The 26918-nt window shown below is 64.4% G+C and carries 26 protein-coding genes and 1 tRNA gene; 15 read left to right on the top strand and 12 right to left on the bottom strand.

Annotated elements, in window-relative coordinates; translation table 11 throughout:
• Positions 1-1119: a tRNA guanosine(34) transglycosylase Tgt gene (tgt, locus tag DXY04_RS04870; RefSeq protein ID WP_115161207.1), complete on the top strand. Its 1119-nt coding sequence runs from the start codon at positions 1-3 to the stop codon at positions 1117-1119.
• A gap of 31 nt (positions 1120-1150) precedes the next feature.
• Entirely contained in the window at positions 1151-1294 is a 144-nt protein-coding gene (locus DXY04_RS04865; protein ID WP_025362038.1) for a photosystem II reaction center protein K, read from the top strand.
• A gap of 4 nt (positions 1295-1298) precedes the next feature.
• Here DXY04_RS04865 and DXY04_RS04860 read toward each other — a convergent pair whose 3' ends face one another.
• Positions 1299-2033, bottom strand: coding sequence for a WecB/TagA/CpsF family glycosyltransferase (locus DXY04_RS04860; protein ID WP_115161284.1), 735 nt, complete (start codon positions 2031-2033; stop codon positions 1299-1301).
• A 48-nt stretch (positions 2034-2081) separates the two neighbouring features.
• On the opposite strand from DXY04_RS04860, the gene DXY04_RS04855 reads away from it, so the two are divergent.
• Positions 2082-5258 (top strand): glycoside hydrolase family 15 protein, encoded by a 3177-nt coding sequence (locus DXY04_RS04855; protein WP_170951334.1) that lies wholly within the window; start codon positions 2082-2084, stop codon positions 5256-5258.
• Between the two features lie 15 nt (positions 5259-5273).
• On the opposite strand, the gene DXY04_RS04850 is transcribed toward DXY04_RS04855, so the two are convergent.
• The 4 genes from DXY04_RS04850 to DXY04_RS04840 all read right to left on the bottom strand — a co-directional run bounded on the left by DXY04_RS04850 (position 5274) and on the right by DXY04_RS04840 (position 8195).
• Positions 5274-6281 carry a Gfo/Idh/MocA family protein gene (locus DXY04_RS04850; RefSeq protein ID WP_115161283.1) on the bottom strand — a complete coding sequence of 336 codons (1008 nt, stop codon included), beginning with the start codon at positions 6279-6281 and terminating at the stop codon, positions 5274-5276.
• Positions 6282-6318: 37 nt separating this feature from the next.
• A complete protein-coding gene (locus tag DXY04_RS04845; protein ID WP_115161205.1) occupies positions 6319-7602 on the bottom strand; it encodes a hemolysin family protein in 1284 nt (427 codons plus the stop codon).
• Between the two features lie 13 nt (positions 7603-7615).
• Positions 7616-7688: transfer RNA gene (locus tag DXY04_RS12045), tRNA-Ile, on the bottom strand.
• A gap of 12 nt (positions 7689-7700) precedes the next feature.
• Positions 7701-8195 carry a hypothetical protein gene (locus DXY04_RS04840; protein ID WP_244278583.1) on the bottom strand — a complete coding sequence of 165 codons (495 nt, stop codon included), beginning with the start codon at positions 8193-8195 and terminating at the stop codon, positions 7701-7703.
• Positions 8196-8257: 62 nt separating this feature from the next.
• Between DXY04_RS04840 and pyrE the strand changes: the two genes are divergently transcribed.
• Entirely contained in the window at positions 8258-8830 is a 573-nt protein-coding gene (gene pyrE / locus DXY04_RS04835; protein WP_115161203.1) for an orotate phosphoribosyltransferase, read from the top strand.
• Entirely contained in the window at positions 8827-9621 is a 795-nt protein-coding gene (locus DXY04_RS04830) for a glycine cleavage T-protein (RefSeq protein WP_115161202.1), read from the top strand. Before pyrE ends, DXY04_RS04830 begins: the two co-directional genes overlap by 4 nt.
• On the opposite strand, the gene DXY04_RS04825 is transcribed toward DXY04_RS04830, so the two are convergent.
• Entirely contained in the window at positions 9603-11078 is a 1476-nt protein-coding gene (locus DXY04_RS04825; protein WP_115161201.1) for a TM0106 family RecB-like putative nuclease, read from the bottom strand. The genes DXY04_RS04830 and DXY04_RS04825 overlap by 19 nt on opposite strands.
• A 53-nt stretch (positions 11079-11131) precedes the next feature.
• Here DXY04_RS04825 and DXY04_RS04820 point away from each other — a divergent pair, with 53 nt between their 5' ends.
• The 6 genes from DXY04_RS04820 (at position 11132) to DXY04_RS04795 (ending at position 18088) form a co-directional block, all read left to right on the top strand.
• Entirely contained in the window at positions 11132-12595 is a 1464-nt protein-coding gene (locus tag DXY04_RS04820) for a phosphoglucomutase/phosphomannomutase family protein (protein WP_115161200.1), read from the top strand.
• Positions 12592-13173: an RdgB/HAM1 family non-canonical purine NTP pyrophosphatase gene (gene rdgB / locus DXY04_RS04815; protein WP_115161199.1), complete on the top strand. Its 582-nt coding sequence runs from the start codon at positions 12592-12594 to the stop codon at positions 13171-13173. The genes DXY04_RS04820 and rdgB overlap by 4 nt, the downstream gene beginning before the upstream one ends.
• Positions 13174-13242: 69 nt before the next feature.
• Complete coding sequence (locus DXY04_RS04810; RefSeq protein WP_115161198.1) at positions 13243-14280, top strand: SAM-dependent methyltransferase; 1038 nt, start codon at positions 13243-13245, stop codon at positions 14278-14280.
• Complete coding sequence (locus tag DXY04_RS04805) at positions 14280-15335, top strand: Glu/Leu/Phe/Val dehydrogenase dimerization domain-containing protein (RefSeq protein ID WP_115161197.1); 1056 nt, start codon at positions 14280-14282, stop codon at positions 15333-15335. The genes DXY04_RS04810 and DXY04_RS04805 overlap by 1 nt, the downstream gene beginning before the upstream one ends.
• Positions 15332-16522, top strand: coding sequence for an FAD-dependent oxidoreductase (locus DXY04_RS04800; RefSeq protein WP_115161196.1), 1191 nt, complete (start codon positions 15332-15334; stop codon positions 16520-16522). The genes DXY04_RS04805 and DXY04_RS04800 overlap by 4 nt, the downstream gene beginning before the upstream one ends.
• Before the next feature lie 18 nt (positions 16523-16540).
• Positions 16541-18088: a BCCT family transporter gene (locus tag DXY04_RS04795; protein ID WP_115161195.1), complete on the top strand. Its 1548-nt coding sequence runs from the start codon at positions 16541-16543 to the stop codon at positions 18086-18088.
• On the opposite strand, the gene DXY04_RS04790 is transcribed toward DXY04_RS04795, so the two are convergent.
• From DXY04_RS04790 to fabI, 3 genes are read right to left on the bottom strand one after another with little or no spacing between them, the layout of a single operon-like run.
• On the bottom strand, positions 18089-19558 hold the full coding sequence (locus tag DXY04_RS04790) for a carotenoid oxygenase family protein (protein WP_115161194.1): 1470 nt from the start codon (positions 19556-19558) through the stop codon (positions 18089-18091).
• Positions 19559-19618: 60 nt separating this feature from the next.
• On the bottom strand, positions 19619-20227 hold the full coding sequence (hisB, locus tag DXY04_RS04785) for an imidazoleglycerol-phosphate dehydratase HisB (RefSeq protein WP_115161282.1): 609 nt from the start codon (positions 20225-20227) through the stop codon (positions 19619-19621).
• 29 nt (positions 20228-20256) lie between these two features.
• Positions 20257-21039, bottom strand: a complete 783-nt coding sequence (fabI, locus tag DXY04_RS04780) for an enoyl-ACP reductase FabI (RefSeq protein ID WP_115161193.1) — start codon at positions 21037-21039, stop codon at positions 20257-20259.
• A gap of 83 nt (positions 21040-21122) precedes the next feature.
• Between fabI and DXY04_RS04775 the strand changes: the two genes are divergently transcribed.
• Together DXY04_RS04775 and DXY04_RS04770 are read left to right on the top strand one after the other, a co-directional pair.
• A complete protein-coding gene (locus DXY04_RS04775) occupies positions 21123-22034 on the top strand; it encodes an FAD-binding domain-containing protein (RefSeq protein ID WP_115161192.1) in 912 nt (303 codons plus the stop codon).
• A 15-nt stretch (positions 22035-22049) separates the two neighbouring features.
• Complete coding sequence (locus tag DXY04_RS04770; protein WP_115161191.1) at positions 22050-22490, top strand: hypothetical protein; 441 nt, start codon at positions 22050-22052, stop codon at positions 22488-22490.
• Here the strand turns inward: DXY04_RS04770 and DXY04_RS04765 are convergent.
• Entirely contained in the window at positions 22472-22990 is a 519-nt protein-coding gene (locus tag DXY04_RS04765; protein ID WP_115161190.1) for a hypothetical protein, read from the bottom strand. The genes DXY04_RS04770 and DXY04_RS04765 overlap by 19 nt on opposite strands.
• 57 nt (positions 22991-23047) lie before the next feature.
• Between DXY04_RS04765 and DXY04_RS04760 the strand changes: the two genes are divergently transcribed.
• Positions 23048-23632, top strand: a complete 585-nt coding sequence (locus tag DXY04_RS04760; RefSeq protein ID WP_115161281.1) for a thioredoxin family protein — start codon at positions 23048-23050, stop codon at positions 23630-23632.
• A 19-nt stretch (positions 23633-23651) separates the two neighbouring features.
• On the top strand, positions 23652-24893 hold the full coding sequence (locus DXY04_RS04755; protein WP_115161189.1) for a DegT/DnrJ/EryC1/StrS aminotransferase family protein: 1242 nt from the start codon (positions 23652-23654) through the stop codon (positions 24891-24893).
• On the opposite strand, the gene DXY04_RS04750 is transcribed toward DXY04_RS04755, so the two are convergent.
• Positions 24872-26305, bottom strand: a complete 1434-nt coding sequence (locus tag DXY04_RS04750) for an FAD-binding domain-containing protein (protein WP_115161188.1) — start codon at positions 26303-26305, stop codon at positions 24872-24874. The two genes, DXY04_RS04755 and DXY04_RS04750, sit on opposite strands and share 22 nt — an antisense overlap.
• Complete coding sequence (locus DXY04_RS04745) at positions 26305-26865, bottom strand: NUDIX hydrolase (protein ID WP_115161187.1); 561 nt, start codon at positions 26863-26865, stop codon at positions 26305-26307. Before DXY04_RS04745 ends, DXY04_RS04750 begins: the two co-directional genes overlap by 1 nt.
• Positions 26866-26918: the final 53 nt, after the last annotated feature.

Raw genomic sequence — 26918 nt, 5'->3', positions numbered from 1 at the left:
GTGTTCGGCTTCGAGATCAACGCGCATTGCGCCAACACATCAGCACGGTGCGGCACCTTTGAGACCCCGCATGGGCCGGTGCACACACCACGCTTCATGCCGGTGGGAACCCTGGCCACCGTCAAGGGCATCAGCACGGAGCAGCTCAGGCGCACGGGAGCCCAGATGGTGCTCTCGAACACCTACCACCTGCACTTGCAACCGGGGGAGGAGATCGTGGCGGCGGCCGGTGGCCTGCACCGGTTTATGGGCTGGAACGGCCCGATGCTCACCGACTCCGGAGGCTTTCAGGTGTTCAGCCTGGGAGACCTGAACAAGATCGATGACCGTGGGGTGGTGTTCCGAAACCCCCGCGATGGACGCACCATCGACATGACCCCGGAACATGCCACCCAGATCCAGATGGCCCTCGGGGCGGATGTGGCCATGGCTTTCGACCAGTGCCCGCCCTATCCGGCGAAGGAGAACGACGTCATCGATGCCTGTCGCCGCACGCATGCCTGGCTCGAGCGCTGCGTCACAGCCCACACCCGCGAGGATCAGGCGCTTTTCGGCATCGTTCAGGGCGGCTGTTTCCCCCATCTGCGGCGGGAGAGTGCCATGGCCGTCGCCTCCTTTGATCTGCCGGGCATTGCCGTCGGTGGCGTCAGCGTTGGTGAGCCCGCTGAGGAGATGCATCGCATCGTGCGGGACATCACGCCCCTGCTTCCTTCACACAAACCGCGCTACCTGATGGGTATCGGCACCCTGCGCGAGATGGCCATTGCCGTGGCCAACGGGATCGACCTGTTCGACTGCGTCCTGCCCACCCGACTCGGCCGTCATGGCACCGCCCTGGTGGGCAGTGAACGTTGGAACCTGCGCAATGCACGCTTCCGACACGACCACACTCCCCTGGATCCGAGCTGCTCCTGCGTGGCCTGCACCGGTCACACCCGGGCCTACCTGCATCACCTGATTCGCAGCGAGGAGCTTCTGGGCCTCACCATGTTGAGCATTCACAACATCACCCATCTGGTGCGTTTCACCTCGGCCATGGCACAAGCGATTCGCGACGGCTGTTTTTCAGAGGATTTCGCTCCCTGGGAGCCAGACTCGCCAGCCCATCACACGTGGTAGCGTCCAGCCCAACGCCTTTTTGATGCAAGGGATGGCCGCCTTCACCCTCGACCTGCTGGCACAGCTGCCCGAGGCCTATCAGGCCTTCTCTCCGCTGATCGACATTCTCCCGTTGATCCCAGTCTTCTTCCTGCTCCTTGCCTTCGTTTGGCAGGCCTCTGTGGGTTTCCGCTGAAGCCTCAGCCCAACCGGATCACCTTCAAAGCAAACGCTGGCAGCGACAGCATGCGTCGCCAGCGTGACGGCTCCTGAATGAGCCGATACAGCCACTCAAGCCGCATCCGGCACATCCAACCGGGGGCACGTCTTTTGGTGCCAGCCCAGACGTCAAAACTGCCGCCGACACCCATCCACAATCCATGCTGATCGGCCGCCACGCGTTCGGACCAGGTTTCCTGGCGCGGCACCCCCAGGGCCACCAGAACGAGATCAGGCTTCAACGCCCTGAGCTGAGCTTCAACGCCCGGCCAGGCCTCGGGAGCTTGATAACCATCCACCGCGAGAGCAAGGTCCAGACCACGGATGCGTTGCGGCAACTCCGCACGCAGCGTTGCCATCACCTCAGGTGATGCACCCACCAATGCCACACGCCATTGGTGGTGTGCGGCGTACTCCAGCAAGGTCCAGGCCAGTTCGATGCCCGCTGTTTTAACAACCCGGATCTGCTGACGGCCCAGGGCCCAGACCACTCCCGCACCATCAGGGATCACCAGATCAGCCGTTGCGATCGCCTGCCCCAAGGCTGCATCGGCCCGGGCCGACATCGTCATCTCAGCGTTGAGGGTGACGATGCGTCCGCCGCCCCGGGCATGCAGACCGAGTGCAGCAGCACAGACATCACGGCAAGCATCCACAGGCACGCCGAGCACCTGGCAGCGACGACGGTCGTCGGGAGCAGTGCTAACAGAGTCCATGGCCATGGGGCTGCGTTGGAGAATTTAGGGGCGGTAATGGATGAGGGCATGGTTGTGACGACGACGGAAACCCTTCCGCAGAACCACGCCACGACCCTTCAGCGTCTGGATCAATCCATCCAACGGGTGGTTCTCGATCGGCAGGACCCGATCAGCGGCCTGCTCCCCGCCAGCACCGCTCACACCATCCATGGCAACTACGGCGATGCCTGGGTGCGGGACTGCGTCTATTCGGTGCAGTGTGTTTGGGGACTGGCCCTGGCCCACCGCCGTCAGCAGGGGCAGAACAGCCTGCGCGCCTGGGAGCTGGAGCAGCGGGTGGTGGCCCTCATGCGCGGCCTGATGCGCTCGATGATGCGCCAGTCCGAGAAGGTGGAGCGCTTCAAAGAGAGCCTTAACCCCCTCGACGCCCTTCACGCCAAATACGACAGTTGCACCGGCGAGCCGGTGGTGGCCGACGACGCCTGGGGGCATCTCCAACTCGATGCCACCTCCCTGTTTCTGCTGCAGCTGGCGCAGTTGACCAAGGGCGGCTGCGCGGTGGTGCAAAGCCGTGATGAAGTGGATTTCCTCCAAAACCTGGTGCACTACATCGCCAGGGCCTACCGCACTCCCGACTACGGGATCTGGGAACGGGGCGACAAAGGCAACCATGGTTTACCGGAGCGCAATGCCAGCTCCATCGGCATGGCCAAAGCCGCCCTGGAGGCCATGGATGGGCTTGACCTCTACGGCCCCCATGGCGACGGCAGCTGCATCCTGCTGATTCCCCAAGGGGCCATCGTGCGCCTCCGTCGCGCCCTGCAAGGGCTCCTGCCGCGGGAATCCGCCAGCAAGGAAGCAGACAGTGCCTGCCTCTCAGTGATTGGTTATCCCGCCTGGGCCGTGGAAGATGCCGCCCTGGTGGAGCGCACCGGCCGGCGGATTCGACGGGAACTCGGCGGGGCTTATGGCTACAAACGCTTCCTACGGGATGGTCACCAGACGGCGGTGGAAGACGTCAACCGCCTGCACTACGAACCAGAGGAGCTCGCCGCCTTTGAAGGAATCGAGTCGGAGTGGCCGTTGTTTCTGGCCTTCGAACTGGTGACCGCATGCTGCGAAAGACGCTGGGAGGAGGCCCGGCGCCTGCACAGCCAGCTCAAGACCCTGGCCGTTGAACAGGACGGGGAACGTCTCTACCCCGAGCTTTATCAGGTTCCGGCCAGTGCTGTCGATCAGGAACGGCTCAATCCAGGCAGCCAAGAGCGGGTGGCCAACACCAACCTGCCGCTGATCTGGACCCAGAGCCTGGTGTGGCTTGGGGAAATGCTGCTGGACGATCTGATCCGTCCCGAGGACATTGACCCCTGTGGACGCAGGGAGCCGCAGTCGCTCGGCGCCGACACTGTTCTTGTGGCAATGGCTGCGGAGACGGATGACGTGCGCCAGGCACTGCTGGCTGCAGAGGTGCCGATCGACCCAACCTCAATGATTTCCGTGCAGTCGTCCGACGAGCTGAAGCAACGGTTGAAAGCCGCCGGCACCAATCCGCGGCTTGAGCTCACCGGGCGCCCCGGGCACCGGGTGGAAACCGAGGACACGGCTCGGGTCTACCGCCAGGACGGCGCCATCAGTGTGTTCACCCCGTCCGTGCTGGAAGACGTCAGCAGCTATCTGGCCGATGACCCGGAGGAACTGGTGGAAACCGTTGTGGACGAACTGCATCTGCTGCAACGGCACTGGCGCGGCATGGGACGTCCCCTACTGGTGATCCCCATTCGCGACGCAGCCCTCCTGCAGCACCGCGACGTCATCCTCAAACTGGCCCGGCAACTCGGCAGCGGCGTCATTGAAAGCATCCACGTCCGCTTGGGCTGCCTCAGTGAACTGGTGGATCAGGCGCAGGAGGTGCAGCTGCCGCCGCTCCAACAGAAACCGGTTCCATGCTCCGAGCCAGCCAAGCCACTTCTGCGCGACGCCACCGATCTGCGGGATCTGACCGCCGCAGAGGAGCAGGAGCTGGATGACACACCGATCGAACAATTGAGCCAGCGCCTCTGGAACAGTGCGCTGCTGCATGAACAGGCGGAAGTGCTCGAGTTGCTGCAACGGCGTCTTGGCCCCCAGGGGATTCAACGCAGCCCCGAGGGCCATCCGGTGGCCCTGCGCACCCTGCTTGAGGAGGTCTATCAACGGGGCTTGCGTTGTGAAGACTGGAATGTGGTGCGGCGCTGTGCTGGCGCCATGGGAATGGTGCATCCCCAACTCGAAGATGCCCTCACCGATCTTCTCGTTCGCCAGAAACAGGTGGTGGTGGGGCGCAACTACACCGGCGACTCCCGGCTGCGTCAGCCGATGGACAGTGCCGCCATCGCCGAGCGGATTGAAACCACCAGCGGAATCGACGGCCGTGAACGCATGGTCGAACAGGAACTCCTGCTCGCCCTTGACAGCGTGGCGCGGCGGGAGCCAGCGCTGCTGAAGGGGAGCCTCACCCTGCAGCTGGGGCAGCTGATGCTGCTGCTGACATCAGAGCTGGCCGTGGAGAAAACGCTCAGTCAGGACGAAGCCTTTGAAGCCCTCTGCAGCGAAGCACCCCACGCGATTCGCAAGCGCTTGCGCGCCGTGCTCGCCGATGTGGACCATGCAAGAGCAGCCCTACAACGCGGCGAACAGCTGCACGTGAGCGGCCGGGTGCAGTGGTCAGTGCCTGACCCGTTGGAGGAAACACCGGGTGGTGGGGACTGGCTTCAACACCGCATCCGCCTGGGTTCCTTCCAGAAAGTTCCCCGCGATTTCTATGCCGGGATCTGGTCGCTGCTGCAGCACTGCCGCGGCCTGGTGATTGGCGACAAGCTGGAGCGGCGCAATCGCCTTAACAGCAGCCTCATCCTCGAGAAGACGCCAGGGGAGCGCAATTTCGCCGCCCAGGTCGACCATTTGCTCAGTCGGATCAAGGCACCGGAATACCGCCAACTGTGCAGCGAATGCCTGCTTTCGCTGATGGCCTTTGTCGAAGCCAATCCAGAGGTGCGCTTCGAGGATGACCTGGCCCTCGACGTGGTGATCGGTCATGCCGTCAGGGTGGGCTGGCAGCAGAGCCATCCCTCTCTTCCTCCAGAGAACTACCCGCAACACAAGGCCCAGGCCTGGGGGCAGTTTTATCGGTCCTCACCCGGTGACTGCCGTCGCTGGCAGGTCACGGCGTTGCGGGAACTGGCCGAAGAGCAGGGGCTGGTGTAATCCCAGTGAAAGCCCTCAGATCGGTGCGCACAGGGGCGCTCCCGTATCCGGGTGTTCAACGGCCTGCTCGATCAGGTCTGCCAGCTTGAGAGCCCGCGAGGCCTGAAGACCATCCACCGCAGGGGTCTCGCGGCCGCGAACGCACTGCAGAAAGTGCTCGAGCTCGGCATAGAGCGGTTCGATCGAGGTGGTGCTCACCTCCTCGATGAAGCCATCATTCCGATACAGCAGCTCGCCGTGATCAGCTGAATACCACTCGTGGGCCCGGCGATGAATGTGCAGGGTGTGGTTGAGAAAATCCGTCTCCACCAGGCTGGAGCGGCAGTGGGCACTGAGGCTGCGGATTTTGCGGTGACTCATCTTGCTGGCCGTCAGGCTGGCCACCACGCCGTTCTCAAAGCCCAACGTGGCATTGACGTAATCGATCGGGCCCTCGGCGCTGCGACCGCCGGCAGCGGCAAGCCGCACCACGGGAGCCTTGGCCAGTTCCAGCACAAGGTCGATGTCGTGGATCATCAGATCCAGCACAACGGAGACGTCATTGGCCCGATCGGAGTGGGGGCTGTGGCGACGCCCCTCAAGGACCACCACCTCTTCGTTCGCCACCACCTTGGTGAGCTCACGGAACGCGGGGTTGAAGCGCTCAATGTGACCCACCTGCAGCAGCCGACCCGCCGCTGATGCGGCCTCGATCAACGCAGTGGCCTCGTCCTGACTTGCCGCAATTGGCTTTTCGATCAGAACGTGCACCCCCGCACGAAGACAGGCCAGACCGACGGGGTGGTGCAAAAGGGTGGGAACGGCAATGCAAACGGCCTCCACCTCGGAGAGCATCGCGTTGTAGTCCGCAAACCAACGGCAGCCGAATTGCTCGGTGGCGAGCTTTCCGCGCTCGGCATCGGGGTCCGCGACCCCCACCAGATCGGCATCCCGCAGAAGACTGAGCACCCGGGCGTGGTGCCAGCCCATGTTGCCGATGCCAATCACCCCGACCTTGACTGGGACCATGGGGTCGGGAGACATCAGCACGGGCGGTCGATTGGGGGAAGACTATCGGCCTTCAGTCGGAATCATCCTCTGAACTGGGGAGAACGAGCCGGACCCGCTCGATCCGCGGCCCTGCCATGGCCGTGATCTCGAACTGCAGGCCGTTGAAATGCAGCGCTTCCCCGGCGGATGGAATGTGCTGCAGACGCTCCAGCAGAAACCCCGCCAAGGTGTGATGGTCATCCGCCTCAGGCAGGTCGAGGTCGAGCTGACGATTCAGCTCAAAGATCTCCAGATCTCCAGCCACCAGCCAGGCACCAGGGCAATCCTTCTCTTCCAGCAGATCCGGTTCATCGGTCTCACCCGGATCCTCATCACCAACGATTTCTCCGGTGAGATCCGCTGCCGTCACCAGCCCCTCGGTGCCGCCGTGCTCATCCACCACCAGCAGGAGCGGCTGACCGCTGCGGATCATCGGCAGCAGTTCCGCCAGGGTGCAGGTTTCCAGCACGGGCACCGCCGGCTGGAGATAGGGCTCGAGCAGCGAATCCGCCTGGAGCTCTCCCCGTGCGATCGGTTCGGCCATCTGGCGCAGATCCAGCACACCGCGCACGTCATCCAACGACTGACCAATCACTGGGAAGCGCGCATGACGGGTGTGATGCACGGCTTCCATCATTTCGGCGAAACGGACCGTGGCCGGCAAGGTGACCATCCCGGAACGCGGCACCATCACCTCCCGCACCTGGGTGTCCCGCAGGGCAAAGACCCCCTCCAGGATGTTTTTCTCATCGGGGAACAACCCCGTGACCCGTCCAGACTCCACAAGGGTTTCCAGCTCACCAGCGGAAAGGGCTGGCACCAGCACATCCCATTGGGGAGCCAGGCCCAGCAGGCGCATCAACAGGCCCGCCAGCGCCTCAAGCAGATTGAGGAGTGGGGCCAGGCAGCGCATCACAACCTCCAGCAGCGGTACCAGGCGAAGCGCCGAGGATTCCGGACGGTTCAACACCCAGGCCTTGGGCAGCAAACCAGCCACCAGCGTGGCCAGCAACACGATGCTGAGGAACAAGCCTGTGTCGCGCCAAGCGACACCCACGGACCCATCCGACCAGAGCCGCCCCCCGAGACCACGGCCAGCCCAGCCAAGGGCCACCAGAGCAAGGGTTGCACCCAGTTGAGACACCAGCAGAGCACGCCGCAGGCGTCGCTGAAGACGCTGGATGGAACGGGCCCCGGCCTGCTCTTCCTCAACGAGCACTTCAACGCGACTGGGGCGTAGCCGCAGCAGGGCCACCTCTGCAGCCGCGAAGAAGGCCGGCAGAACCAGCAGAACAGCCAGCAGAAGAAGCCGCATCAACAGGGGGGAATGGGGGTCGCGAGGATCGAACTCGCCTTAGGCGAATTATGAGTTCGCTGCATTCACCAGATTGCTAGACCCCCATGGTGAGAGTGTTACCACAGGGGAGTCATGCCAGGGAAGTGATCGCTTGAAGGCGCATCCGGCACGGCTTCGATGGTCTCGGTGGCCGCCAGGCTGCCGTTGAAACCGCTTGAAATATCCATGGTTCGCATCGGCAACGGCGGACTCTGCTCCTCCAGCAGAGCTCCCGTCGTGTTCTGAAGTGCAGACCCATCCCAGATCAGCGTCTGGTCAGGGAAGCCGAATCCCATGACCCGATTCCCCTCGATACCGCCAACTGCAATCCCCAGAAAATCTGTTAATTGATGCAGGGGGTCCACGCCCTGGGCCATGGGCGAGGTCCAGTTGTAGAAGCGACGGTTGACCAGCTCACTGGTGGTCTCCGTGGGGTGGCACACCGTGACTTCGACGGGAGCACCACCACTACCGGGCATAGGCGCCTCAACACTGGTGGTGCAGACCAACGGACCCGCCAACACCGATGGGCCGGCAAGCAGAAGCAGGCTCGAACCAAAGAACAACCGCAGCAGCACCGGATGAATCAGCTCTAAGCGCAAACTAAGGACATCTGCGAAGCGCGGCCAGCCCCATGCCTGAATCGTCGAGTGTCCCGACTGAGCGGGAGCAACTGCTGAACCGTCTGGCCACCCTGGCCTACCGACGCGGAGACTTCACCCTGGCTTCAGGCCGCAAGAGCGAGCACTACGTGAACTGCAAACCCGTGAGCCTGAGCGGTTCCGGTCTGGCGCTGATCAGCCGGGCGATGCTCACCCACGTGGAGGCCGATGCGCTGGCCGTGGCTGGTCTCACCCTCGGAGCAGACCCACTGGTGAGCGGTGTTGCCATGGCCGCCGCCGATCGAGGTCGGGAGCTTGATGCGCTGATCGTGCGCAAGGAAGCCAAAGGCCACGGCACCGGTGCCTGGCTGGAGGGTCCGCTCCCTGCCCCCGGGGCACGCATCACCGTGCTGGAAGACGTTGTCACCACAGGAGGCTCATCCCTCAAGGCGGTTCGGCAGCTGCGCGACGCCGGCTACAAAGTGGAGCGGGTCGTCACCATCGTCGACCGGGAAGAAGGAGGTGACGCTGCGATGACGGCTGAAAATCTTGAACTGATCAGCCTTTTCAAGCTGTCTGAAATCGCCGCCTTCACGCCGGCATGAGCAAGTTGTTTTGGGACGCCCAGGTTCCCTGGCTGCGCTTGAACGGCAGCGGAGCACGCCAGTTTCTTCAGGGGCAGACCAGTGCTGACCTCAACGCACTCCAATCCGGGGATCTGCTTCAGACCTGCTGGCTGACCGCAACGGGACGCTTGCGGGCCGTGCTGGAACTTCGTTTCGATGCAGAGGGTGCCGATGTGATCGTTCTGGCGGGAGAGGCCTCTGCCGTTCACGCTGGATTCGATCAGGTGATCTTTCCAGCCGATCGGGTTCGCCTCCAACCCCTGGGCCAGTTGCGCCGACTGCAGTGGCTCGAACCCATGGCTGCAGCCGTGTGGTGCGATCCGGATGCGGCCCTGCCGGAGCCCTGGGCATCAGGGGAAGCAGCCAGCGCGACGGCTCTGGAGCAATGGCGGCTTCAAAGCGGATTCCCCCCGGGACCCGGTGAACTCAATGGCGAGACCAACCCCCTGGAGCTTGGGCTTATCGCTCAGGTCAGCACAGAGAAAGGCTGCTACCTCGGCCAGGAGACCATGGCCAAACTCATCGGCCAGGCAGGGGTGAAGCAACAGCTGCGCTGTTGGAGCTGCCCCAGTCCGTTAGCGGCCGCCGCCAAGCTCACGCTGGATGGCGAGCGAGCCGGGGTGATCACCAGTGCGCTCGAACGCGATGGCACTTGGCTTGGGCTGGCCCTGGTGCGCCGCCAGTGCCTGGCCAGTCCAACGCTGGAAGGTCCCAACGCAGAACAGCTCCAGATCCGTCAACCTGAGGCGTTTCAGGATCCCGACGCCTGATCCTGTTCAAGCAACCAGTCTGCTACGGCCCAGGTGGCCAGGCAGTCGTCGCGGTTGTAATCGAAGATCCAGCGCAGCCCGTGCCTGGTGCCGCGTCGATCGGGCCCCTCCCCCTGCCACTGCCGCCACCAGAGCAGGGCCCTGGCCCCATCCGCACCCGCCTGACTCCATTGGAACCCCTGCCAAACAGCCACGGCCTTGAGGCCATAACTGGCCAGGGGTAGGCGCCAGTGATGTCTGACCCGGGCATGCACATCCACCAACCGCTGACGAAGCTGCAGCACCTCGGCCTCGGCAGCACCCTGCCGCTCAGCCATACGCCTTAAGGCCAGGCTTTCTGTCTCCCCGTAGTGGAGGATCGGCCAACCCCGATAGCGGTTCAACAACCGTTGCAAACGGAGCCAGCAACGTGCTTCACCATGCTCCGCCAGAGCCAGGATCGGGTGATACGCCACGGATGCCAGATCCCAGTTTCCGCTTTTGGTTCTGGGCAACACCAGAAAACCGTGAAGGAAGTCGTGACGGGCGTCGGGATCGGATTCGATGTCGTAGAGCAGCACACCAGGACAGTCCTGCAGTTCCGGCAGTACCGCTGAGGCATCCAAACGCTCCACCCGTCCATCCCGCTGCGCCCGGGCCTGAGCCACCAGGGATGCGGCCACCTCACCATGCTGATCCCCAAAACGCTGCAGCTGCTCGGCGAGCTGCAACGGATCAGCCGCGGCCAGATCGGACAAGCCGCGAATCCCAAGCTCCAGCAACATCTCGCGCCGCTTGGCCCCGATGCCGCTGACCTCGCTCAGATGCCCTTCCTCCGCCGCAACGGCATTGCAGGCGACACGCCAGCTGCAAAGTGAGCACTTGCGCCGGTCAGCGGCCAGCGGAGGAGGAACCGGGCGCTCGAGGTCAGAGCGCAGTTTGCGGAGCCCCTCCGACAGCTGTCGGCGCAGACCACTGGAGAGATGCAGCCGCTCCTGTTCCAGGCGCCGGCCACCACCGCCGAGCACCAGCATCGAGGGAACGTCCCCCTGCTGATGCTGCTCAAGCAACAGGGCCATCAGCGCCAGCGGCAGCTGATGTTCCCGGGTGGTGCGGCGGCCCTGACGGGCCAGCACCGGTTGATAGGCGAAGTCACCCCAGCGGCTCTGCCCCTTGACCCGCCGCAGCAGTGGAGGGTGTGCCTCCAACGGCTCACCGGATGGGCCAAGCCCCTTCAGGCGCAGACCCACCACGGCCTCGGCTCCGGCAGCACAGGCAGCGATGCCATGGCCAGGCTTGCGGGGGAGCAAGGCCACAAAACAGCGCTGCTGGTCGTCCAGCAGGAGATTGCGATGGGCCGTCCAACGCCGCTCGGCAGGATTCCCGTGGCGATCGAGCCAGGCCTTGCGACGGCAACGCAGCCAACTGCGCAGCAACCGGTCGGTGAGAGCGTTGTCGGCAGCCGGGGTGTCACCCATCCGCCGACCCTACGGCTGCCAGCTGCTAGATCCACTGAAGTGCAGGCTGTGCCATGGCATCGGCTCCCCTCCCTTTGAGTCCAGCTCCGATCAAGTTCGGCACCGATGGCTGGCGCGGGATCACCGGCGTCGACATCACTGTTGAGCGGTTGTTGCCCGTTGCCGCTGCCGCAGCTCAGGAGCTCGCCCATCGCGCCCCCGAAGGTCTCAACAGCCGAACGGTGGTGATCGGTTACGACCGGCGCTTTCTGGCTCCAGAACTGGCGGAAGCCATCGCGGCCGCTGTGCGGGGTTGTGAACTGGAACCCCTGCTCACCGACACCGCTGTGCCCACGCCGGCCTGCAGCTGGGCCGTGGTGGAGCGCAAAGCCCTGGGAGCGTTGGTGATCACCGCCAGCCACAACCCACCGGAATGGCTGGGGCTGAAGATCAAAGGACCCTTTGGTGGATCGGTCGAGGGAGACTTCACGGCCGCAGTCGAACGACGTCTGGCGGCCGGCGGCATCACGGCACCGATCAAGGCGGAAGTCCCCCGGTTTGATGGGCGCGGCGAGCATCTGGAAGGGCTGCGCCGCAAGTTGGACCTCAGTGCCCTGGTTGATGGCCTCAAGGCCATCAACCTCAAGGTGATCGTCGATCCGATGCATGGATCAGCCGCCGGCTGTGTGACGGAGCTGCTCGGCCCTGAAGCCGCTGGCGTTGTGGAAGAGATCCGCAGCGAACGTGATCCCTTGTTTGGTGGTCATCCACCGGAACCCCTGGCGCCCTACCTCGGGGCGTTGATCGCGGCCGTGAAAGCCTCAACGGCCGCCGGAACTCCTGCGGTGGGATTGGTGTTCGACGGCGATGGTGACCGCATCGCTGCCGTGGATGAAACCGGCCGGTTCTGCAGCACCCAGCTGCTGATGCCCCTGTTGATCGATCACCTGGCACGAGCCCGCCAGCTGCCGGGCACCGTGGTCAAAACCGTGAGCGGCTCGGATCTGATGCGGCTGGTGGCGGAGGCCCAGGGACGCAAGGTTCTGGAGCTCGCGGTGGGCTTCAAGTACATCGCCGCAGAGATGCTGGCCGGGGATGTGCTGATCGGCGGAGAGGAATCCGGTGGCGTGGGCTTCGGCATGCACCTGCCCGAGCGGGACGCCCTGTTCGCGGCGATGCTGGTGCTGGAAGCCCTAGTGGAAGGAAAGCAACCCCTGGGTGCGCGTCTGGATGCACTCCAGCAACAACATGGAGGCAGCAGTCACTACGACCGACTCGACCTGCGCCTGGCCGACATGGAGGCACGCCGACGGCTCGAGACGCTGCTGGACCAGAGCACGCCCTCGAGCGTCGCCGGCGCAGACGTGCTGGAGGTGATCAGCACCGACGGGATTAAACTGAGGATGGGGCCGAACCACTGGCTGATGCTGCGCTTCTCCGGCACGGAACCGCTGCTGCGGCTCTACTGCGAAGGGCCGGATGCCGAGCGGGTGAACGAGGTGCTCGCCTGGGCCCGACAGTTTGCGGAGGCCGCATGAAGACCCTTGTGATCGCGAGCGGCAACGCCGGCAAGATTCGTGAATTCCAGGGTCTGCTGCAGGCCCTGCCCGTCAGCGTGCAACCCCAGCCAGAAGGCCTGGAGGTGGAGGAGACGGGCACCACCTTTGCCGCCAATGCCCGGCTCAAGGCTCAGGCGGTTGCCGCCGCCACAGGGGAATGGGCCCTGGCCGACGATTCAGGCCTCAGCGTTGATGCGCTTGATGGCGCTCCGGGGGTTCATTCCGCCCGCTACGCCCCCACCGACCCGGAACGCATTGCCCGGCTGCTGAAGGCCCTGAACGGCTCAGACCAACGCCAGGCCTATTTCTGCGCCGCGCTCTGTGTCGCCGCCCCAGACGGCACGATCCTGCTGGAGGTGGAAGGCCGCTGCGACGGCTTGATCACGGCCGCACCCCGGGGAGATCAGGGGTTCGGCTACGACCCGATCTTCGAAGTTGCTGGAACCGGCCGCACCTTCGCGGAGATGCCGTTGGCGGAGAAAAAGCAGCACGGCCACCGCGGCAAAGCCTTCAGCCTCCTGGAACCCAAGTTGCGCCAGTTGCTCGAAGCAAGCTGAAGAAGAACCACGGATACAAAGGCTCTCGGGGCATGGTCTGTACGGTGAGGCCTGCCGCTGACGAGGTCCATGGCCATCGCCATGACCACGGGTTACAGCGCGCAGACCGAGGGCGCTCTTCTGTGCATCGAAGCCGCCTCGGACTGGGCCCTGACTTGTGTGAATCAACTGGCTGTCGCTGACAGCCATGTCCTGATCGATTACGGAGCTGCCGACGGCGGCACCGCCGTTGGGCTCTGGAACCAGGTGCTAGATCGCCTGCACGCCAACCAGCCGACGGCGCACCTGACGCTGATCGGCAACGACCTGCCGAGCAACGACAACATCGCTCTGGCCAACAACCTGGCCCTGCAGATCCCCCGGGATCCGAAGCCAACGGTGCTGGTGAGTGCCCGCAGCTTCTACGAGCCCTCCGTGGCGCCGAACTCGGTGAGCTTAGGTTTTTCTGCCACGGCCATGCACTGGCTGAGCGCCTCCCCCGGCCCCCTGAACAGCCACACCCATGTGCTGGCGTCCGGTGATGCCGACGCACTTCAGCGCTTCACCGCCCAGGCGATGAAGGACTGGAACTACATCCTCGAGCTGCGCAGCCGCGAACTGAAAGTGGGCGGGCGCCTGCTGACGGTGAACCTCTCCCGTGATGAAGCAGGGCTCTATCTCGGCCACAACGGCGGCGAAACCCGCAACGTGCACGACCAGCTGCACCAGATCTGGCGGGGCATGACCGAGGAAGGCCTGATCAGCCAGGAGCAGTACCAACAAGGCACGGTTCTGAACTTCTACAAGTCCCCCGAGGAGTTCATGGCTCCGCTGAAGGACGAGAGCAGCGCCGCCTACCGCAACGGCCTGCGGCTGGTGGACGAGCGCACCGTTTACGTGAAGTGCCCTTACCGACGCCGCTGGAACGAGAGCGGTGACACGGCGACTTTCGCCGCCGGATTGATGGCGACGATCCGCAGCTGGAGCCGCCACAGCTTCGCCAGTGCTGCCGGCGACACCGCAGCAGACACGGTGTTCGAGCGGCTGCAGCAGCGCATCGCCGAAGCCCCCAGCGAATGGAGCCTCGACTACGTCGAACACCACCAGATGATGGAGAAGGTGGCCTGATGAGCAGCGGCAAGAAAACAGCGCCGACCGTGTCGGTGCTGGCGGAACACGTCTCCGATCACCTCTCGGTGTTCGTGGTGGCGGAAGACACCGATGCCAAGCGCCCCGCCAACGGAGGCCTGCGGGTGCTCAATTACCCCAGCGACGAGGCCTGCATCGCAGACGGCCAGCGACTGGCGGGGTTGATGACCCACAAGCACGATCTTTACGGCACCGGTTTCGCCGGGGGCAAGATCGTTGCCCGGGCCGCTGAGCCCGATGCCGTCAAGGATGAGCTGATCAGCGTCACCGCTGAGCTGCTGGAGTCGCTTGACGGCGCGATGATCACTGGCTGCGATCTCAACACCAGCCTGAAGGACATGGAGCGTCTGACGGCGCTCACCCCCCATGTGCTGGCGGCGGTCGGCAGCCCTGTGGACGCCAGTGCCGCCACCGCTCACGGCACCCTCGGTGCTGTGGAGGCCGTTCTGGACAAGGACCTCAACGACGCCCGCCCCGGCAGGGCCCTCGTGCACGGCTGCGGTGCCGTTGGTGGCACCGTTGCCCGCCATCTCGTCGAGCACGGTTGGACCGTTTTCACCGTGGATCTGGACCGCGAGAAAGCCAGTTTTCCCGGCGCAACGCCGCTGCCGGAGAGCTGCGCTTGGTGGGAACTGAACCTCGACCTGCTGCTGCCCTGCTCGATCTCCGGGTTGATCAACGCCGAAATGGCGACGGCGCTGAAAACCCCCGCCGTGGTGCCTGCCGCCAATGCCCCCTTCCAGCAACCCCAATTGGCGGATGACCTGCGTCGCCGCGGTGTGCGGGTGCTGCCGGACCCCCTGGTGAAGGCAGGAGCTGTAATCGCCGACTCAATCGAGCGGTTCTCCCCCGACGCCTGGAAAGACGCTGGTGCCAAGGACGTCTATGCCTTCGTTCGCGATGAGGTGCGCCGACGGGCCAGCGAGTATCTGAATCAGCGCGAACAGGGCCTGTCTGTGGGTGCAGCCCTTGAGGAGGTGGCTGCAACACCCTCCACCGAGCCCATCGGCCTCAGCTTTGGAGAAAGCGAATGAGCACACCAGCGTCCCTGCCCAGCCGGGCAGCCGTCGTGATTGTTGGCGGCGGCATGGCCGGCCTCAGCTGCGCTGCATCCCTGGCCCGCCGTGGCGTGCGCGATGTGGTGCTGCTGGAAGCTCAGACTCTGGCCCACGCCAAAGCCAGCAGCTATGGCGAAACCCGGATGTTCCGGGAGATGTATTCCGACCCGGTGCTCTGCCGTCTCGCCCAGGAGGCCAACCGTCTCTGGCGCGAGGAAGAAAACCACGCCGGTCAGCAACTGCGGGAGACCCACGGCCTGCTCTTTTACGGCGAAAGCTGGGATGAAGAGACGATCGAGGGGTCGATCCCTGGGGCCCGACGGGTCATGGACGATCAGGGCATCCCCTATGAGGCCCTCAACGCCGACCAGATCGCGGCCCGTTTCCCGCTGAAGCCGAAGCCGAGCTTCACCGGACTGTTCGAGCCCACCGCCGGCGCCGTGCGCAGCGACAGGGTCGTGGCCCACTGGATCAACACCGCCCGCAATGCCGGCCATCAGCTGATCGAGCACTGCCCCGTAGCGGGCCTCGATGCCGATGGCGGTGGCGTCACCCTGGAGAGCGGCGAACACATCGCCGCCGGACAGCTGGTGGTGGCCTGCGGGATCTGGAGCCAGCTGTTACTGGCCCCTCTGGGCCTCTCACCCAAACTGGAGGTATGGCCCATGCTCTGGGCTCACTACACGGTCGACCCGGCACTGGCCGATCGCTACCCCCAGTGGTTCTGCTTCCAGCAGGAACGCGACGATGACGGTGGCCTCTACTACGGATTCCCCGTCCTCAGCCAAACGGCGGATGGCCGCCCCCGGATCAAGGCGGGCATCGACTGGGCTCCGCGGGAGCTGCGCGTCGCCGAACCCAACGCCATGGTGACCGAGCCACCCGCTCGCCTGGTGGAGCTGCTCGACACCTTCCTGTTCAACGAACTGGAGGGTGTGCAGGAGCGGGTGGAGACCGTAATCAGCCCTTACTCCATGGCCAGCGACGTGAACTTCGTGCTGGACCGGCTCACCCCGAAGCTGAGCCTGTTCGCAGGAGGCTCCGGCCAGGCCTTCAAGTTCGCCCCCCTGATCGGTGATTCCCTGGCACGCCTCGCCAGTGGAGAACAACCAGCGGTGGATCTCTCCTGCTGGAGCCACCAACGCGCCGCCGTCCGCGCCTGACCCCTCACCCCTCATCCAATGTCTGACACCCCCGCGAACCAGCGCTCCTGGTGGCGCCAGCCCCCCATCTGGGTGGGTGCTGCTCCACTGCTGATCTTTCTGCTGGTGTCGGCCATCGACCTGGCGCTGGCCAAGCAATTCACCGACAACGGCAAAGCCGTGATCAGTGATGCCCTCGGCGGGGTCTGGCAGTGGATGGTGGTGCTGTTGTTTCTGATCGCGCTGATCCTGGCCATCAGCCCAGTCGGCAAACTCCGGCTTGGAGGCGCGGAGAGCAAGCCCAGTCTCAAATTCTTCGACTGGTGCGCAGTGCTGATCTGCACCCTGCTGGCGGGGGGTGGTGTGTTCTGGTCGGCAGCCGAACCGCTGTATCACTTCCAGACCCCATCACCGGTGTTTGCGGGGGTCGAGGGCAGCACAGCCGCAGCGGTGGATCCCGCCCTGGCGGTGAGTTTTCTGCATTGGGGCTTCCTCGCCTGGGCCCTGGTGGCCACCACCACCACGATCACCTTCTCGATCCTGGAGCGACGCGGTGAACCCCTGCGTCCCCGCTCACTGCTGGTGAACATCGTGCCGCGCAGCTGGGTGGATGGTCCGCTCGGTCACCTGGCGGATGGGTTGTCTGTGGTGGCCGCAATCGCCGGCACGGTTGGCCCCTTGGGTTTCCTCTCGCTGCAGCTCAGCAATGCCGCAGGGCAACTGCCCTGGCTCAGCGACAGTGCCGGCTTGCAATCCCTGGTGGTGGTGCTGCTGACCGCCGTCTTCGCGACCTCCACCGTTAGCGGCATTCAAAAAGGCATCAAGTGGCTGTCGGAGCTCAATGTGTGGCTCACCCTGGCCATGGCGGCGGGCCTACTGCTTTTAGGCCCGGGCCTCTGGCTGATGCAGCACTTCTTCAGCGGCTTCATCACCTACCTGATCCACCTGCCGCAGATGGCCCTCACTCCCAATGCCGTGCCGGCGAACTGGGTGAACGGCTGGACGGTGTTCTACTGGGGCTGGTTCCTCGGCTATGCGCCCTTGATGGGGCTGTTCACCGCCGGCGTCAGCCGCGGCCGCAGCATTCGTGAACTGGTGCTGGCGGTGGCCATCCTCTGCCCGATCGTGACCAACCTTTGGTTCACCCTGCTGGGGGGCACCGGATTGCATCTCGAATTGGCGGGGGGCGGAATCAGCGAAGCCCTGGCCCAGAGCGGAGCCGCCGCTGCCCTGCTCACGATCCTCAGCCAACTCCCCCTGGCCGGTCTGCTGATTCCGATCGGCCTGGTGCTGGTGGTGCTATTCATGTGCACCAGCGCCGACTCAATGAGTTACGCCGCGGCCATGGTGGTGAGCGGCCGCAACGAGCCCCCTGCTCTGCTGCGCCTGTTCTGGGCCTTGATGATCGGCAGCCTCACCTTGGTGCTGCTACGCATCGGCTCGGGCCTAGGGGACAGCACCTCCATCGATGCCCTGCAGGCCTTCATCGTGATCACCGCGGTGCCGGTCACCCCCTTGGTGCTGGCCACCCTCTGGAGCGCGCCAAGGCTGGCCTGGAGGGAAGCCAAGCGCGAAGGACTCAGCTAATCAGCTGATGGGTGCCCAGCTCCCGTGCAGGCCATGGGGGACGGCCAACGGCAGCTCAAGCACCGCCACCTCCGACAGATCACGGGCGTTGAGGATCACCAGATCGGATGCGGCCCGGGCCCCGTTCCACACCAGATCGAGCACCCAGCCGTCGTCCTCCGCCTCAGCACCGGGACGACGCACCATCAACGGCTCACTCACAAAGCCCCTGGGCGCCGCACTCCAGGTGTGGGTCTCCCCGGAATCCAGATCAAGTTTCTGGATGGCCTGCAACGGATCGTTGCCCCTCTCCCGCTCCGCCACCGCCATCCAGGCGAAACGGGCGCTGAGGCCCTGACGCTCGGGATTGACCATGGCGAACTCACAGGTGCGCTCGCTGATCCGCTCGGTCTGCACCGATTCCCGACTGAGATCGAGGCGGCAACGGTGCAGGATCCCCTCCGGCACCGTGTCGAAATTCACCTCGGCGAAATCCTCATCAGGTCCGATGGACGGGAAATCGTCGTAGACGATGCTCTCAACCACAACGTGATCGCCATCCTCAAAGGCATTGAGGTGATGGAAGACGAAACCGTCGGGAGCTTCGAGGATGCGGGGCTTCTGACCAGCGAAGCGGCCGGAATCGCGGGGAATCAGCCAGAAACGCCCCTTGCCGCCGGGTTGAGATGCCAGGCACTGGGCCGCACCCTTTTCGCCAGTCACAAACGGCAAGGGATTGAAGGCGATGGCGTTCTGGAGGAACACCGCCCAGTTGGGGGTGATGGCGAAATCGTGAAGGAAGGCGAAACCGGGGAAGCTGTCAGAACGGTCATGCAGCAAGGCGCCCGCCTCTGGGCCATCGGTGGCAAACTCCATCAGACGGATGGTGCTGCGGGGCCCGGTCTTGACCCCGAAGGTGACCATGCAGGGCCGTCCGTTGTGGCCGGGATCGAAGCGGGGGTGAGCACTGAAGGCCTCGCCCTTTTTCAACACACCATCGAGGCGTGACAGGCCACGGGTCTCCAGGCTCCGTGGATCGAGCGCATGGGGTTCCGCCGCCTCCCAGAGGGCCAACAGCTGATCACCCAGACGCACCACGTTGGTGTTGGCGATGTTCTTCAAGCGCAGGTCAAAGGCGTTGGCCAGCCGACCACCCGGCTTCTGACTGCCGAACACGCCTCGGTAGAGAACCTTGCCGGCCTTCTCCTCCGCCAGCCAACCCTCAGTACACACGAAACGGTTGCTGAGGCAGACGCTGCCGTTCTCAAACCGCATCGCCGCGATCATGCCGTCGCCATCGAAGGGGTGATGCACGCGATGTCCGTCCCGCTCAAGACGGCCGGGGCCATTGCGGTAGAACGTGCCCTGAAGTTCGGCAGGAACCACGCCACGCACCGGGGTCAGCGCCACGTCGGTGAGTTCCTGCTCCACATTCACAAAGGAACTGGCCCAGTCGCTGCGGTCGTAGCTGCGGGCGGGGGCGACGGTCACGGGCGAACGATCAACGTTCGCCCATCTTCTCGTAACGGACTGTGAAGCGCGGAGCCGCCCTCAGCTGGCGCCGGCCTGCTCCAGCACTCCTTTGCTGCTGGGGATGGCGCCGGCCCGGCGTGGATCCACCTCCGTGGCCATGCGTAGGGCCCGGGCAAAGGCCTTGAAGCAAGCTTCAACGATGTGGTGGGAGTTGGCCCCATCCAGCTGACGGATGTGGAGGGTCAGCCCGCTGTTGTTGACCACCGCCACGAAGAACTCCTTCACCAGCTCGGTGTCGTACGTGCCGATCTTCTGGCTGGGAATCGCCAGGCTGTAGCTGAGGTGGGGCCGACCGGAGCAGTCCAGGGCCACCTGCACCAAGGCCTCATCCAACGGTGCCACGAAGTGACCGAAGCGATGAATGCCGCGCCGGTCCCCCAGGGCCTGTGCCAGGGCCTGCCCCACGGCAATCCCAACGTCCTCATTGGTGTGGTGATCGTCGATGTGGGTGTCTCCCACCGCATTGATCTCCAGGTCGATCAGGCCGTGGCTGCTGATCTGATGCAGCATGTGGTCGAGAAACGGCACACCGGTGCTGGCCTGGCACTGGCCGGAACCGTCCAGATCCAGAAGCACCTTCACATCGGTTTCACCGGTGACCCGATGGATCGTTGCCTGACGTGCCATCACCCGAGCTTCAGTGCCCTCATCGTGCCTCACATTCCGGTGACGCAGTAGCCCGCATCCACGTAGATGGTCTGACCGGAGATGCCGCTGGCCAGATCGCTGAGCAGGAAGGCAGCGGTACCACCCACTTCCATCTGCGTGACGGTGCGGCGCAGGGGAGCCTTCTCCTCCACGTTGTGGATCATGTCGAGAATGCCGCCGATGGCGGAGCTGGCCAGGGTGCGGATCGGGCCGGCGCTGATGGCGTTGACGCGCACCTGCTTTTCGGGGCCCAGCTCTGCCGCTAGATAGCGAACGGACGCCTCCAGCGCAGCCTTGGCGACGCCCATCACGTTGTAGTTGGGGATCGCCCGCTCAGCACCGAGGTACGAGAGCGTGATCACGCCGGCCTTCTCGCTGAACAGCGGCTTGGCATGGGCGCAGAGGGGCGCCAGGGAATAAGCGCTGATGTCGAGGGAACGGGCAAAACCCTCAGCGGTGGTGGCGCTGTACTCACCGATCAGCTCTTCCTTGCCGGCAAAGGCCAGGCAGTGCACCAGACCGTCGAGAACGCCCCACTTCTCCTTGATCTCGCCGAAGACCTCAGCCATCTGGTCGGCATCCTGCACATTCAGGGGCAGGAACAGGCTGGGCTCCAGGGGAGCGGTGAGTTCGCGCACCTTGGCCTCAAAGCGGCCCTTGTCGTCAGGCAGGTAAGTGATGCCGAGTTCAGCACCGGCCGCCTTCAGCTGCTGAGCGATGCCCCAGGCGATCGAACGGTTGTTGGCGATGCCGGTGACGAGAATCTTCTTGCCGGTGAGATCAAGCAGCATCGGGACAGACCGGAACGGGTTGAATTCGCGCGATTCTCCCCCATCCCCCGCCAAGATCACCGCTCCTTTGCTGACAAAGGCCGGTGCCCAGCGTTGCGTCACCCCCGATCAACGGCGACCTGCCGCGGCAATTCGCGTCCCGCGATGCCCTCAACACCTTGTTGGCGCAAGAGTTCCCAAGAGCAGAAGGGGAGCTCAGCCCGATCCGCGGTGGGCGTGAAGCAGCCGAAAACAAACTGCGGCGCATTGACGCGAGGCGCTACGCCAAAAGTCGCAATCACCTCAAGGGTGCGGTCACCGGGCTGTCGCCCTACATCCGCCACGGCGTGCTGACCCTCGCGGAGGTGCGGGATTCAGTGTTTGCACGGATCCGCAACCGCGATGAGGGCGGAAAGCTGATCAACGAACTGGGCTGGCGGGACTTCTGGCAACGGATGTGGCTCGATCTGGGGGATGGCATCCATGACGATCAGGAACCGTTCAAAACGGGCCATGACGCCGGGGCCTATGCCCGAGAGCTGCCGGCCGATGTGCGCGCAGGGACCACGGGACTGGCCTGCATGGACGGCTTCCGCGATCAACTGGTGACGACCGGCTGGCTGCACAACCACGCCCGCATGTGGATGGCCGCCTGGCTCGTGCACTGGCGACGGGTGCACTGGAAGGCCGGTGCCGACTGGTTCATGGAGCACCTGCTGGATGGCGATCCGGCCAGCAACCATCTGAGCTGGCAGTGGGTGGCCAGCACCTTCAGCCACAAGCCCTATTTCTTCAACCGCGGCAACCTGGAGCGCTACAGCGACGGGCACTACTGCGACGGCTGCCCAAGTGCGAACAGCTGTCCATTCGAAGGCAGCTACGACCAACTGGAGAACCAGCTGTTTGCCCCGATGCCGGCCATACGGGAGACCGACAACAACCGAAATCAGCAGCGCAACCGCCAACGCCGGAGCAGCGGAGGCGCCAGTGCCGCCCTGGCCCGTCCCAAGCGATAAGCAGGAGATTCATCAATGACATTTCAACGCCCGATCCTCTGGATTCACGAGGAGGCCCTTGGTGCCAACAACCCAGCGCTTCAGGCCTGGCCCGAGGCACCTGCCGTGTTCGTGTTCGACACCCACTGGATCCAGGACGCACGAATCAGCCGCAAACGGCTCGGCTTCCTCTACGAAAACGCCCTCGACCTTCCCGTCACCCTGCGCAAGGGGGATGTGGCCGCTGAGGTGCTGGCCTTTGCCCGCCGCCATCAAGCCGATGGTGTGGTGAGCAGCAGTGCGGTGGATCCACGCCTGGAGCGCATCGGCGAGGCCATCGATGCAGAACTGCCGCTGGAACTGCTGGATCCCGAACCGTTCGTGATGCTGCCGCGGTCACCCCGGCTGGGGCGGTTCAGCCGCTATTGGCGCGACGCCGAGGCCATCGTGTGGGAGGGCTACTCACCAGCCCGTTGATCCCTCAGCAGCTGCCGGGCCCGCTTCAATTCCTCCACGGGATTGGTGAGCAGGTCTTCCTCTTCGAGGGAGGGCAGCTGCACAGGGATCACCTGTTCCTCCTTACGGGGCGGCTCGATCCACTGCCAGCGGTCTTCCGGAGCGCGCGCCTGGCACAGAGCTTTCAGCTCGCTCTTCAACAGGCCACGCACATCGCGCCGGGCCACGGCATCGAAAAACTCCTCACGGGTCGCCAACCCGGAACTGAACGGAGTGGATCCATTGCCGTTGAACAGGCGGGCTGGATCCGGCAGCCATCGGGGCCGACACACCCCCGGGAAACTGGTGTCTGTCTCCAGATAAATGTGGAGCCCATAGCCATCGGGCTGGTTCACCACAGCCACCCCGTCATGGGAGGAATGGCGCTCGAGAGGGAACAAGCGCCAGCTGGGTGGTTCCTTCGGAGCAGCGCAGGCCCCCAGCAGCAGGGCGATTCCCCAAAGAAGACGCAGGCGCGGCATCCATCACCACCGGAGGTGGCCATCCTGAAGCAGATTCGCCGCATCTGCCCGCGCCTTATGGCCCTGACACCATCCACGATGCTGGCGCTGGGAACAGGCCTGCCCTGTTTTGATCTTCCCCAGGTCACGGGTGGTCGGCTGAACAGTAGTTCTCTGGACCAACGGCCCGTGCTGCTGATGGTGCTTTGCGCCCATTGCCCCTTTGTGAAACATCTGGAGCCCGAGATCACTCGGCTGGACCACGACTTCAGCAATGCGGTGCAACTGATCGGTGTGAGCAGCAACAGCCTGATCACCCACCCCCAGGATGGGCCGGAGCAACTGGCGGACCAGACCAGGCGCCACGGCTGGAGCTTCCCTTACCTGCTGGATGAGCAGCAAACCCTGGCCCGAGCGCTCAGGGCCGCCTGCACGCCGGAGTTCTACCTGTTTTCACCTGATGGCGAAGGCCTGCAGAGCCTGCGCTATCGCGGCCAATTGGACGGGAGCCGACCCGGCAACGATCAGCCCCTCGATGGTCGTGACCTGCGGGCCGCCCTCGAGGCCGTGCTGACGGGATCTTTGGTGAATCCAGACCAGACCGCCTCGGTGGGCTGCAATGTGAAGTGGAACCCTGGACAGGAGCCGGAGTGGTTCGGCTGAGCCACTTAAGCTTTGTTTTATGCAAGTACCTCCCTTCAGCCTCAGCCAGCAGATCGACGATCTTGGTGTGGACCTCGAAGAGGCGGTGCTCGAGGTGTTGCGAAGCGGTCAGTACATCGGTGGCCCGCAAATCAAACGCTTCGAGGAAGCGTTTGCCACCAGTGTTGGCTGCGAGCACGCCGTGGGCTGCAACAGCGGCACCGACGCTCTGATCCTGGCCCTGCGTGGGCTCGGGATTGGTGCCGGCGATGAGGTGATCACCTGCTCGTTCAGTTTTTTCGCCACGGCTGAGGCCATCAGCGCCGTCGGCGCCACGCCGGTGTTCGTGGATGTCGACCCCGACACTTATCTGATCGATTTCAATCAGATCGAAGCTGCGATCACCCCCGCCACCAGGGCCCTGATGCCGGTGCACCTGTTCGGGCGCGCGGTGAACATGACCCTGCTGATGGCCATTGCCGAACGCCATCAGCTGAAGGTGATCGAAGACTGCGCCCAGGCGACGGGAGCCCGCTGGCAGGGCCAGGCGGTGGGCAGCTTCGGCAATGCAGGCTGCTTCAGCTTCTTCCCCACCAAGAACCTCGGTGCGGCGGGAGACGGCGGTGCCGTCACCACCAGCGATGCCCAACTGGCCCAGGCCATGCGTGAGCTCGCCGTGCACGGCATGCCCGAGCGCTATTTGCACACCAGCCTTGGCTACAACAGCAGGCTGGATGCGATCCAAGCGGCTGTCTTGAACGTGAAGCTGCCAAGGCTTGAGGCGTGGATCGGCAAACGAACAGCCATCGCCAAGCGTTACCGGGATGCCCTTGGCGATCTCAACGGCGTCACCCTGCCGACAGCCGACGACGGCCACAGCTGGAACCAATTCGTGGTGCGCATCGGCAGTTGCCCCAGCGGCCAGCCGCTCTGCAACGCCAGCTGCACTCCCTCCACCACCAGTGCACGCCATCGCATCCCCGAAAGCTGCTGCCGCGACTGGGTAAGGCAGACCCTGCAGGAGCGTGGAGTGAGCACGATCATCTACTACCCCATTCCAATCCACAGGCAGCCGGCCTACGCCCATCTGGGCTTGCAACAGGGCTCCTTACCGGTGACTGAACAGCTCTGCAGCCAGGTGCTGAGCCTGCCGATCTTCCCTGAGTTGAGTGAAGAGCAACAAGAGGCTGTGATCGACACGGTGCGCCAGCTGCTGGCGCCCAACGTGCCGGCCCAGTTTCTCCGGAGCGACCCAGGCGATCAGGAGCGGATGGTGGCGTAAAGCGCCTTGAACTTCGCCTGCTGCTTCTTGTGATCCACCAGCGGCTCGGGATAGTCGCGCCGTTCCAGGGCTCCGATCTCACCGCTGAGCAGATCCTTGGTATTCACATGGCGCAGTTCCGGCACCCACTGGCGGATGTAGTCGCCGGCTGAATCGAATTTGGAGGCCTGGGTGGCAGGGTTGAAGATGCGCAGGGGCTTGGGGTCCATGCCACTGCTGGCGCTCCACTGCCAGCCACCGTTGTTGGCGGCCAAATCACCGTCCACCTCCAGTTCCATGAAGGCACGCTCGCCCCAGCGCCAGTCGCAGATCAGGTCTTTGACCAGATAGGAGGCCACGATCATGCGACAGCGGTTGTGCATCCAGCCGGTTTGGTTGAGCTGGCGCATGGCGGCATCGATGATCGGCATGCCGGTCTGCCCCTCCTTCCAGAAGTCGAACCAGTCCTCGTTGTTCTCCCAGGGGAAGCGGCGCCACTGCTCGCGGTAGGGGCCATCGGCCAGTTCCGGGAAATGAAACAGAGCCTGCTGGTAAAACTCGCGCCAGCCCAGCTCCTGCTCCCACACGGCGATGGCCTGCAAATGCTCCTCGCTGCGGGCTTGCTCACGGGAGTCCTGGGCCGCACACCAGGCCTGGCGCGGGCTGAGGGTGCCGACGCTCAGGGCAGCACTGAGGGTGGAGGTGCCTGCGGTACCGGGGAAATTGCGGTCCGGCTCATAGCCGAGCAGCGGCCCATCACAGAAGCGCGTGAGCTGCTCGAAGGCCGCCACCTCGCCGGGGCGGCAGGGGCAGATCTCAGCGCCCTTGAAACCATGGGTCTCACGCAGAGCCTCCAGGGACTCACCGGCCGGCAGCTGTGCAGGATCGAGATCCAGCAGCCCGGTGGGGGCGGCAACGGTGCTGGGCTGCTTGGCCAGCACCTGGCCGCGCCAGTTGCACAGGAACGGGCCATAGACGCGGTATGGGTCACCACCACCGGTCTTGAGCAGCTCCGGAGCGATCAGCAGCTGATCCCAATCCACCACCACTTTGCGGCCATCGGCCTGCAGTTTTTTGGCCACCTGGCGGTCCCGCTCACGGGCATAGGGCTCCACATCGCGGTTCCACACCACAGCTTCGGCACCGATCTGCTGCGCCAGCTGCGGCAACACCGCCACCGGGTCTCCCTTGACGACCAACAATCGGCTGCCGGCCTCCCGCCAGCGCTGCTGCAGTTCCACCAGGCTCTCGATCAGAAACCACAGCCGGGCCGGCGCCATCGGCGGCAGATGATCCGGCGGGTTGATCAGCTGCGGGTCGAGCACGTACACCCCCGTCACCGCCGGACTGATGTCCGTAGCTGCCACCAAACCCAGGTTGTCCGCCAGGCGCAGGTCGCGGCGGTGCCAGAACAGAACGCGAGAGCTGGTCATCAGAGGCCGAGAAGCTGCTTGGCACGGAACCAGGCGGTCACGCTTTTGCCATCGAGCCATTCGTCGCCCGAGGCCAACGCTGCATCCAGCTGAGCTGGGCTCATCAGCACCACCTCCAGATCTTCGTCGTCATCGCCGGCTGGCGGGTTCTCCAAGGGCGTGAGCTCCCGGGCCAGGAAGCAATGGATCACTTCATCGGAATAACCAGGGCAGGGGAGCATCGGCCCCAAAACATCCCACTTCGCTGCGCTGTAACCGGCCTCTTCCCCCAGCTCCCTCTGCATTGATTCCAGAGGATCTTCCCCCTCCTCCAGGGTGCCCGCAGGGAACTCCAGCAGCCGGGCCTGAACCGCAAAGCGGTACTGACGCAACAACACCACCTGGCCATCGTTGGTGATCGGCACCGCCAGAGAGGCGCCTGGGTGACGAATCATCCCAAAGGTGGCCTCGACACCCATCGGCAACTTGATCCTGTTGCGCTCGAAACGAAGCTTGCGAGCATCCACCACTTCAACGGTGTCCAGCAGCTCGAACGGTTCCGGCGACGGCAGGGGCGCCATGGCTCAAGGGCATTGCTAGGGCCCAGCATGGCGGGTAAACCCAGCCCCTGTGT

The organism is Synechococcus sp. UW86 (assembly GCF_900474085.1).
In the GTDB taxonomy this organism is placed as follows: domain Bacteria; phylum Cyanobacteriota; class Cyanobacteriia; order PCC-6307; family Cyanobiaceae; genus Parasynechococcus.
This window is presented reverse-complemented; position numbering and strand designations above follow the sequence as displayed.

Bases quoted from the DNA above. Each gene is read 5' to 3' on its own strand.
- DXY04_RS04865 (WP_025362038.1), top strand. From the start codon at position 1,151: ATGGCCGCCTTCACCCTCGACCTGCTGGCACAGCTGCCCGAGGCCTAT.
- DXY04_RS04860 (WP_115161284.1), bottom strand. From the start codon at position 2,033: ATGGACTCTGTTAGCACTGCTCCCGACGACCGTCGTCGCTGCCAGGTG.
- DXY04_RS04855 (WP_170951334.1), top strand. From the start codon at position 2,082: ATGGTTGTGACGACGACGGAAACCCTTCCGCAGAACCACGCCACGACC.
- DXY04_RS04850 (WP_115161283.1), bottom strand. From the start codon at position 6,281: ATGTCTCCCGACCCCATGGTCCCAGTCAAGGTCGGGGTGATTGGCATC.
- DXY04_RS04845 (WP_115161205.1), bottom strand. From the start codon at position 7,602: ATGCGGCTTCTTCTGCTGGCTGTTCTGCTGGTTCTGCCGGCCTTCTTC.
- pyrE (WP_115161203.1), top strand. From the start codon at position 8,258: ATGCCTGAATCGTCGAGTGTCCCGACTGAGCGGGAGCAACTGCTGAAC.
- DXY04_RS04830 (WP_115161202.1), top strand. From the start codon at position 8,827: ATGAGCAAGTTGTTTTGGGACGCCCAGGTTCCCTGGCTGCGCTTGAAC.
- DXY04_RS04825 (WP_115161201.1), bottom strand. From the start codon at position 11,078: ATGGGTGACACCCCGGCTGCCGACAACGCTCTCACCGACCGGTTGCTG.
- DXY04_RS04820 (WP_115161200.1), top strand. From the start codon at position 11,132: ATGGCATCGGCTCCCCTCCCTTTGAGTCCAGCTCCGATCAAGTTCGGC.
- rdgB (WP_115161199.1), top strand. From the start codon at position 12,592: ATGAAGACCCTTGTGATCGCGAGCGGCAACGCCGGCAAGATTCGTGAA.
- DXY04_RS04810 (WP_115161198.1), top strand. From the start codon at position 13,243: ATGGCCATCGCCATGACCACGGGTTACAGCGCGCAGACCGAGGGCGCT.
- DXY04_RS04805 (WP_115161197.1), top strand. From the start codon at position 14,280: ATGAGCAGCGGCAAGAAAACAGCGCCGACCGTGTCGGTGCTGGCGGAA.
- DXY04_RS04800 (WP_115161196.1), top strand. From the start codon at position 15,332: ATGAGCACACCAGCGTCCCTGCCCAGCCGGGCAGCCGTCGTGATTGTT.
- DXY04_RS04795 (WP_115161195.1), top strand. From the start codon at position 16,541: ATGTCTGACACCCCCGCGAACCAGCGCTCCTGGTGGCGCCAGCCCCCC.
- hisB (WP_115161282.1), bottom strand. From the start codon at position 20,227: ATGGCACGTCAGGCAACGATCCATCGGGTCACCGGTGAAACCGATGTG.
- fabI (WP_115161193.1), bottom strand. From the start codon at position 21,039: ATGCTGCTTGATCTCACCGGCAAGAAGATTCTCGTCACCGGCATCGCC.
- DXY04_RS04770 (WP_115161191.1), top strand. From the start codon at position 22,050: ATGACATTTCAACGCCCGATCCTCTGGATTCACGAGGAGGCCCTTGGT.
- DXY04_RS04765 (WP_115161190.1), bottom strand. From the start codon at position 22,990: ATGCCGCGCCTGCGTCTTCTTTGGGGAATCGCCCTGCTGCTGGGGGCC.
- DXY04_RS04760 (WP_115161281.1), top strand. From the start codon at position 23,048: ATGGCCCTGACACCATCCACGATGCTGGCGCTGGGAACAGGCCTGCCC.
- DXY04_RS04755 (WP_115161189.1), top strand. From the start codon at position 23,652: ATGCAAGTACCTCCCTTCAGCCTCAGCCAGCAGATCGACGATCTTGGT.
- DXY04_RS04750 (WP_115161188.1), bottom strand. From the start codon at position 26,305: ATGACCAGCTCTCGCGTTCTGTTCTGGCACCGCCGCGACCTGCGCCTG.
- DXY04_RS04745 (WP_115161187.1), bottom strand. From the start codon at position 26,865: ATGGCGCCCCTGCCGTCGCCGGAACCGTTCGAGCTGCTGGACACCGTT.